This window comes from Thermoactinomyces daqus (assembly GCF_000763315.1).
In the GTDB taxonomy this organism is placed as follows: domain Bacteria; phylum Bacillota; class Bacilli; order Thermoactinomycetales; family Thermoactinomycetaceae; genus Thermoactinomyces_A; species Thermoactinomyces_A daqus.
On the sequence record NZ_JPST01000071.1, the window covers coordinates 1 to 6,371 of the forward strand.

The following is a 6,371-nucleotide window of genomic DNA, read 5'->3' on the forward strand; positions in this document are numbered from 1 at the left end:
GAAACTGCGCCACCGGATATTCACTTTATCACCTCCCCCCGATGTCGATCGGCCGGAGAATTCACCCGGATAGACCGACAACACGGCAGACAGCTTTTTCCTCAGCGTCTGGTACTTTTTCATCTCGCGTTTATACATTTTGATAATCTCTTGGGACTCCGATTTTTGCAGGATTCCCTGGATGCGTTGTTTGCGAGTTTCGATTGCCGCTGCAAGATCGGCAATTTCTCGGGCTGTTAGATGAATTGGATAAGTCTTCATGCTCCGCTGACCTCCTTCACCTTGCTTTTACGTGCAGTCTGGAATCCGAAGGTTTCATCTACCAAGTAATAATGCTGAATGGTTTCACCGATCACGAGCCACCGCCGTCCGCGGTAAATGACTTCCTTGCCAATCATGATGGGAATGCCCTCCATATCCAAAAATTCGATTCTATGAATCTCTTGTATAACTTGCGGATATTTGGTAGAACAGATAAAGAGGTAGTATTACGAATCTTCTTACATAACTTGCTAATACTATCAGCCATCATTTTGATCTACATATTTGGTCCCAAGCATACCAGGCTACAGATTGAATCTGATCAAAGCGGCGAGCCCGTTCCTCTTCTCCGATCTGGGGAGCGAAAACTTCGATTTGGGTGTTGCCGATCTTGTAACATGCGCCGGAACCATCTTTTTGGAGAACCTGAATTTCTTCAGGTAATTTCTTAGCAGGTATGGCCATCCGGATCAGCTCCTTCCTTCGGTGCCGGTCGATTGTAAATGCTCATCATTTTGATGCGAATCGCATCTATTAATGGTAAAAAAAATTGTCCAATCAAAACCAAGAACGCTTCCGAGCTTTTGAGCTGCAGCAACACTAGGATTGCGAATCCCGTTTTCATATTGACCGTAAGTAACCCGGCTAATTCCAGCTTGATCTGCTACATCTCGCCGACTCAAACCTTTTTTAAGACGAAGTTTAATTAACCAGTTTCGTTTCATGCTGTCACCCCCAACCAATTTTTATGATGCTTATCGCATCCATCGATTTCATTATATGATGCTTTAGGCATCAAGTCAACACCCTTTTGATTCTTTTTGCATCAAATTTTTGATTTCATGTACAGATTTGTTTTCGTTCTAACTTTACTGGATGCAATTTGCATCATATAATTTATACATAAGTGTAATAGGAGGACCCTTGTATGGATCTCGGGACAAGATTAAAAGCGCTAAGAAATAAAGCTAAGCTGTCACAGAAGGACTTAGCTGAAAAATTGGGAATTAATCGTGTGACATACAGCCAATATGAAGTAAATAGACGTGAACCAGATATCGATACTCTTCAAAAAATAGCCGATTTTTATGAAATCAGTTTAGATTACTTAGCCGGTCGCACTGACCATCAAACTTCCAAAAAAGAATCTAAAGATATTGATCGAACCCAGGATATGCTTAATGCAATAGAATCTGGTGATTTAAAAAAGTTGATTGAGATCATGAAGGAATTAGATGAGCTTTATTACGTGGAAAACGATGAAAAATATATTGTTGAAGGCGATAAGAAAGATGCAATTATAAAGTTATTAAAAGATTTACTTCCTGTTGTAGCAGAGAATGCGGATAAAAAGGAAAAGGGCTTACAAAAGAAGATAAGTGAGGAGGAAAATTGACGATGTCGCAAAGCAAGGATGTTACGCTCGCAGATGTACTCAATGCGATCCAACACGTCGGTGCAAAAGTAGACAGCATGGAGAAAAGACTAACCGTAAGAATCGAAAAACTTGAAGAAGGACAGCAAACGATCATTCAAGCCGTGAATGAACTAAAAGATGACTTGGCAGCTCAGAAAAAGGAACTAACACAAACCAGTAAAGCTACAGCTTATTTGTCACGCGATGTATTAATACTGAAAAACGAACAATAATTGAATGGAGGTGTTTAAAAATGAGCGACAGATTAGATTTAATCCTAGAAAAACTAGAGGATTTAACTAAAAAAGTTATGGCACTAGAGGAAGTAAAACAAAATGTAAATGCAATCCGCGCAAGCCAGGAAGTAACTAACGCTAAATTAGAATCAATGGAACTTAGATTAAGTAGTGTTGAGGGGCAACTAAAGGAATTAAGTATGGAAGTGGAGAGAATTAACCGATCAGCTGACTATCTTGCTGGCAAAGCAGGTGAACATGACAAAGACATTCACCTGCTTAAAGAAGATGTAAATCGTTTAAGGGTTATTAACAAGTAAACACCTTCATTTAAAGAAAGCATATAGGCTATGTATTCCCCTTCACTGTTTGAAGTAACTTGAAAACATTAAAATCGTTAATAAAGCCTTTTTGATTTAATTTATAGATCACTTTACCGAAATCTCCGAATTGTTTATTTAATTTCTTGCTAATTTCATTTTCATTTGCAACACCACTCATTCCAAGCAAGTGGTGTTTTTTTTGTTCACTTACTCCACTATACTCCACCAGTCTTCTAAGGCTACTATTTGTCTTCCCCATCCAGTTGCCTCCTATCGGATATGCGGAATATATATTACTCCCAATTCATTATTCGGAAGACGAAATAAATTTATGGCCACTTCAAAGCGATATAGGAACATTAGTTCGAGTTTATTCATTATAACACATCTTACCTAGTCAGATTCTTGAAAAATATTACAACGTAAGGTACTGATTTTAGATGTGCAACTACCGTATTGATCGCTTTCTATCAATATTAAAGCAAAGAAAATACTACCAATCAATCTTCATCACCGGATCTATTTTCTTTAATCTTTAATGAAATTAAAAATTCAAAATACCCTTTTAAAAATAGGCTAGTAAATGAACAAAAGGGGAATTATGATGTAAGAAGGCTCTTTTTTTGCTAAACGGTTCAACAAAATGCTATTGAATTAAATCACCCCTTCTTTGGTGATCCATATTTATAATTAGAGTAGGTGAAGAATATGAAACCTTATAATCCAATTCTTGTTGGCCGCGTTGTAAGAAGTAAGCGCATTGAAGATGGATTGGTTATCAAAGAGTTGGCGGATGAAAACATTTCATCCGGAACCATCTCAAAAATCGAAAATGGAGACGCTGGGGTTAGGCGCGAAAAGGTCGAATATTTGCTCAACAAACTAGGATTGGATTTTAATTCAATTAGTGATTACTTAAGGCTTAAAGAAAAGGAATTGGAGGATATTAAACTCAAATTATTGACCATTGAAAATATCATTGATTCAAATTCGCCTGATCGCGCTCTGAAAAAACTGAAGAATCTTGGTATAACGAAAAATCACATCTATTTCCCGCTGGTTGAATACTTAAAAGGAAAAGCGTATGTAAGGAAAGCAAAAGTGAAAAAAAGCTTCCAAGAAAAGTCCGAGAAGCATTTTCTTGAATGTATCCGTGTATCGGATCAAGTGGAAGACAACCACTTGAATCTTAAGACAGCCGCCTACACCGAATTAGCAATAAGTGCATTTAAGCGTAATGAAATCAAAGAAGCACTTACACTCGTTCGTCAAGCGATTGAGACCTTCGATCATTCAGGCGATAGACTTCGTTACATTCATTATGCTAAGTTCAATCAAATTCTCTTTTTGGAAAGAACGAATGATTTCTCAGATTTAAAAAGGGCCGTTGATGATCTTTATCGGGATCTAGACCAGATCAATAACAGCAGCATAAAGATCCAGCTACATGAATATAAAGCAAAAATATATTTACAGACCGGTCGTGCAGAGGAAGCGGTTGAATACGCCAAAAAGGGGCTCGAACTCATAGGAGATACTGGAAGCGGCCTTGCAAGTTTGTCTTATTATCTCTGGATTACTTTAGGCGATGCTCTGTACGACTTAAAAGAATACGGGCAAACGGAATCTTGTTATTTAACCACTCTTGACTTGGGTTTAGATCATCGCCACGACCTGCTCATTGTCAGCTTCCTTAAACTTGGGCAGCTTTATATGTTTCAAGATCGATTGGACGAATCCAAACAGATGATCGATCGTGCCCTACAGCTTATAAAACATATTGACAACCAAGAGAGTGCTATAGAAGTGCTGTCCACTTTAGGAAGCTTCTTTATCAAAAACAACGAAACACAAGAAGCGATTGAGCCCTTAGAAAAAGCTCTGCAATTATCCAAAGACCACTCAATTAATGGGAAACAAATTGAAATCCTTCAAAAACTTGCTCATTGCTATGATGTCTGTGGTCAAAAAGAAAAAATGATGAACGTGTTACTTGAAAAACATTATTTAGAAATGGAGCAGGAGGTTAGTTAAGAAATGAAAAAACTGATTGCTTTATTACTTGTTCTTGTAGGTTTCGTTTATCTTGCGGGTAATTGGGAACATGTTCGTTCTTCAATTCTTGCCGGTGAGCCTGTTCATACGTCAATCGATGGCACTACAACCATTACAAACCAAGCAGAGGGGGAACCTGTTCATACATGATTGAAGCCGGTCCATGTGGCCGGCTTTTTTTATGTGCAAAAATAAAATAGCCGCAGAATGTACTGCGACCTGACTACCTTACAACTGTTTATCTGTGTTATACTTTTGTATGATTCTGGTTCTATCTTTATCAGATAATGAGTCCCACAACATCCAAACCACATGTTGAATTTCCTCTTTTCTTAATAGTCGTTCCTCCTCGGTAATTTTGGGACCGATTATTTCTATTCTTGTCCTCCCGATCTTATATTGTTTATCTGGTTTACACCCCACCTGCATAATGATCACCTCGATAAAGCATATGCAGGGATCAAATGAGGACAGGCATAAATTTATAGCAGGTGAATGCGATGGACCGAGTATGTATGTATCTCAGGAAATCCAGGGCAGACATTGAAGCCGAAGCCCGTGGAGAAGGTGAAACACTTGCCAAGCATAAAAAAGCTCTGCTCCAGCTCGCCAAGCAAAAAGGGCTGAATATCATTAGGATACGGCAAGAGATCGCCTCCGGTGAAAGCTTGATCCACCGCCCCGAGATGATGGAACTTCTCAGGGAAGTAGAAAGCGGTCACTATGATGCCGTTCTCGTCATGGACATGGACCGGCTCGGGCGCGGGAACATGAGGGAGCAAGGGATCATCCTGGAAACGTTCCAGAAATCTGGCACGAAAATCATTACTCCTCGGAAAGTTTATGATCTCCAGGATGAATTTGATGAGGAGTACTCCGAATTCGAGGCATTTATGGCTCGAAAAGAGTTAAAAGTAATCACGCGCCGGCTCCAAGGCGGCCGAATCCGATCTGTTCAGGATGGAAATTACATAGGGACCAGGCCACCTTATGGATATCAAATCAAGGAAGACCAAACGGGCCGATACTTGATCCCTGATCCAGACCAGGCACCCGTAGTGAAAATGATCTTTCAATGGTATACCAGTGATGATCCACATGAAAAAATGGGTTCAAACAAAATCGCAAACAAGTTGAACGAACTTGGATATCGATCCTACACAGGCAAAAAATGGACCAGCGCCAGTGTTTTGGCAATCCTTAAAAACGCCGTCTACGCCGGCCGGATCCAGTGGAAAAAAAAGGAGTACAAAAAACCATCCAATCCACTGAAAACCAAGGAAACTAAAACAAGGCCACAGTCTGAATGGATCGACGTGGAAGGAAAACATGAATCGTTGGTCTCGATGGATACATTTCAAAAAGCTCAGGAAATACTTAAGAGAAAGTATCATCCACCCTACCAGCTGGAGAATGGGATAACCAATCCCCTCGCCGGGTTGATCAGATGTGGTAAATGTGGTGCATCAATGGTCTACAGGCCTTATACTGGGCAAAAACCTCACCTCATGTGCTATAACAAATTCTGTGACAACAAGAGCACTCGTTTTGAATTTGTAGAATCGCGCCTGATCGACAGCCTCGAAGATTGGTTAAGCGATTATAAATTGCAATGGGAAAAAAGCAAGGCCCCTTCAGAAAACAATCAAAAAATCGAGCTTTACCAGGTTACAATAAAGAACTTGGAACAGGAACTCAAAAACCTGGAAACTCAAAAAGGCCGTCTCCACGATTTTCTGGAAAGAGGGCTTTATGACGAGGAAACCTATATTGAGCGTTCCAACAATATAGCTAACAGAATGAATGAGACACGGGCAGCTATAGAAAAGGTGAGAGAAGAGCTTGAAACCGAAAAAGAACGGATTAAAGCTCAAAACCAAATTATACCCAAGATCGAGAATGTCCTCGACCTTTACCGTGAATCAGATGATCCAAAAATAAAAAACACTCTCCTTAAAAGTATCCTGGACCATTGCGAATATAAAAAAGAAAAATGGCAAACGGGCGATGAGTTTTCCCTTAGACTTTATCCGAAAATTTAGGTATAATACTACACAGATAAACAGTGAGGGTTAACTC

At 39.6% G+C, this 6,371-nt stretch carries 11 protein-coding genes; 6 read left to right on the plus strand and 5 right to left on the minus strand.

The window, feature by feature from the left end; genetic code table 11:
* The 4 genes from JG50_RS0117620 to JG50_RS0117630 all read right to left on the minus strand — a co-directional run.
* A partial coding sequence (locus JG50_RS0117620; protein WP_033102422.1) for a hypothetical protein occupies window positions 1-261 on the minus strand: 261 nt, incomplete at its 3' end.
* On the minus strand, window positions 258-398 hold the full coding sequence (locus JG50_RS20390; protein WP_160173941.1) for a hypothetical protein: 141 nt from the start codon (window positions 396-398) through the stop codon (window positions 258-260). The genes JG50_RS0117620 and JG50_RS20390, both read right to left, overlap by 4 nt.
* Window positions 399-528: 130 nt before the next feature.
* Window positions 529-726 (minus strand): hypothetical protein, encoded by a 198-nt coding sequence (locus JG50_RS0117625; RefSeq protein WP_033102423.1) that lies wholly within the window; start codon window positions 724-726, stop codon window positions 529-531.
* 5 nt (window positions 727-731) lie between these two features.
* Window positions 732-986: a helix-turn-helix transcriptional regulator gene (locus JG50_RS0117630; RefSeq protein ID WP_033102424.1), complete on the minus strand. Its 255-nt coding sequence runs from the start codon at window positions 984-986 to the stop codon at window positions 732-734.
* Between the two features lie 203 nt (window positions 987-1,189).
* Here JG50_RS0117630 and JG50_RS19165 point away from each other — a divergent pair, with 203 nt between their 5' ends.
* From JG50_RS19165 to JG50_RS0117645, 3 genes are read left to right on the plus strand one after another with little or no spacing between them, the layout of a single operon-like run.
* Entirely contained in the window at window positions 1,190-1,657 is a 468-nt protein-coding gene (locus tag JG50_RS19165; RefSeq protein ID WP_052154473.1) for a helix-turn-helix domain-containing protein, read from the plus strand.
* 2 nt (window positions 1,658-1,659) lie between these two features.
* Window positions 1,660-1,911 (plus strand): hypothetical protein, encoded by a 252-nt coding sequence (locus JG50_RS0117640; protein ID WP_033102425.1) that lies wholly within the window; start codon window positions 1,660-1,662, stop codon window positions 1,909-1,911.
* A 20-nt stretch (window positions 1,912-1,931) separates the two neighbouring features.
* On the plus strand, window positions 1,932-2,234 hold the full coding sequence (locus JG50_RS0117645) for a hypothetical protein (protein ID WP_033102426.1): 303 nt from the start codon (window positions 1,932-1,934) through the stop codon (window positions 2,232-2,234).
* A 28-nt stretch (window positions 2,235-2,262) separates the two neighbouring features.
* On the opposite strand, the gene JG50_RS0117650 is transcribed toward JG50_RS0117645, so the two are convergent.
* The gene (locus JG50_RS0117650; RefSeq protein ID WP_033102427.1) at window positions 2,263-2,496 is read right to left on the minus strand and encodes a hypothetical protein; all 234 of its coding nucleotides are present in this window, start codon (window positions 2,494-2,496) and stop codon (window positions 2,263-2,265) included.
* A 449-nt stretch (window positions 2,497-2,945) separates the two neighbouring features.
* Between JG50_RS0117650 and JG50_RS0117655 the strand changes: the two genes are divergently transcribed.
* From JG50_RS0117655 to JG50_RS0117665, 3 genes are all read left to right on the plus strand, one after another.
* Window positions 2,946-4,271: a tetratricopeptide repeat protein gene (locus JG50_RS0117655; protein ID WP_033102428.1), complete on the plus strand. Its 1,326-nt coding sequence runs from the start codon at window positions 2,946-2,948 to the stop codon at window positions 4,269-4,271.
* Between the two features lie 3 nt (window positions 4,272-4,274).
* The gene (locus JG50_RS20395) at window positions 4,275-4,442 is read left to right on the plus strand and encodes a hypothetical protein (RefSeq protein WP_160173942.1); all 168 of its coding nucleotides are present in this window, start codon (window positions 4,275-4,277) and stop codon (window positions 4,440-4,442) included.
* 350 nt (window positions 4,443-4,792) lie between these two features.
* Complete coding sequence (locus JG50_RS0117665) at window positions 4,793-6,334, plus strand: recombinase family protein (protein ID WP_033102430.1); 1,542 nt, start codon at window positions 4,793-4,795, stop codon at window positions 6,332-6,334.
* The last annotated feature ends 37 nt before the right edge of the window (window positions 6,335-6,371 follow it).

Excerpts from the sequence above, each read along its gene's own strand:
- JG50_RS20390 (WP_160173941.1), bottom strand. The coding sequence starts at position 398 with ATGATTGGCAAGGAAGTCATTTACCGCGGACGGCGGTGGCTCGTGATC.
- JG50_RS0117625 (WP_033102423.1), bottom strand. The coding sequence starts at position 726 with ATGGCCATACCTGCTAAGAAATTACCTGAAGAAATTCAGGTTCTCCAA.
- JG50_RS0117630 (WP_033102424.1), bottom strand. The coding sequence starts at position 986 with ATGAAACGAAACTGGTTAATTAAACTTCGTCTTAAAAAAGGTTTGAGT.
- JG50_RS19165 (WP_052154473.1), top strand. The coding sequence starts at position 1,190 with ATGGATCTCGGGACAAGATTAAAAGCGCTAAGAAATAAAGCTAAGCTG.
- JG50_RS0117640 (WP_033102425.1), top strand. The coding sequence starts at position 1,660 with ATGTCGCAAAGCAAGGATGTTACGCTCGCAGATGTACTCAATGCGATC.
- JG50_RS0117645 (WP_033102426.1), top strand. The coding sequence starts at position 1,932 with ATGAGCGACAGATTAGATTTAATCCTAGAAAAACTAGAGGATTTAACT.
- JG50_RS0117650 (WP_033102427.1), bottom strand. The coding sequence starts at position 2,496 with ATGGGGAAGACAAATAGTAGCCTTAGAAGACTGGTGGAGTATAGTGGA.
- JG50_RS0117655 (WP_033102428.1), top strand. The coding sequence starts at position 2,946 with ATGAAACCTTATAATCCAATTCTTGTTGGCCGCGTTGTAAGAAGTAAG.
- JG50_RS20395 (WP_160173942.1), top strand. The coding sequence starts at position 4,275 with ATGAAAAAACTGATTGCTTTATTACTTGTTCTTGTAGGTTTCGTTTAT.
- JG50_RS0117665 (WP_033102430.1), top strand. The coding sequence starts at position 4,793 with ATGGACCGAGTATGTATGTATCTCAGGAAATCCAGGGCAGACATTGAA.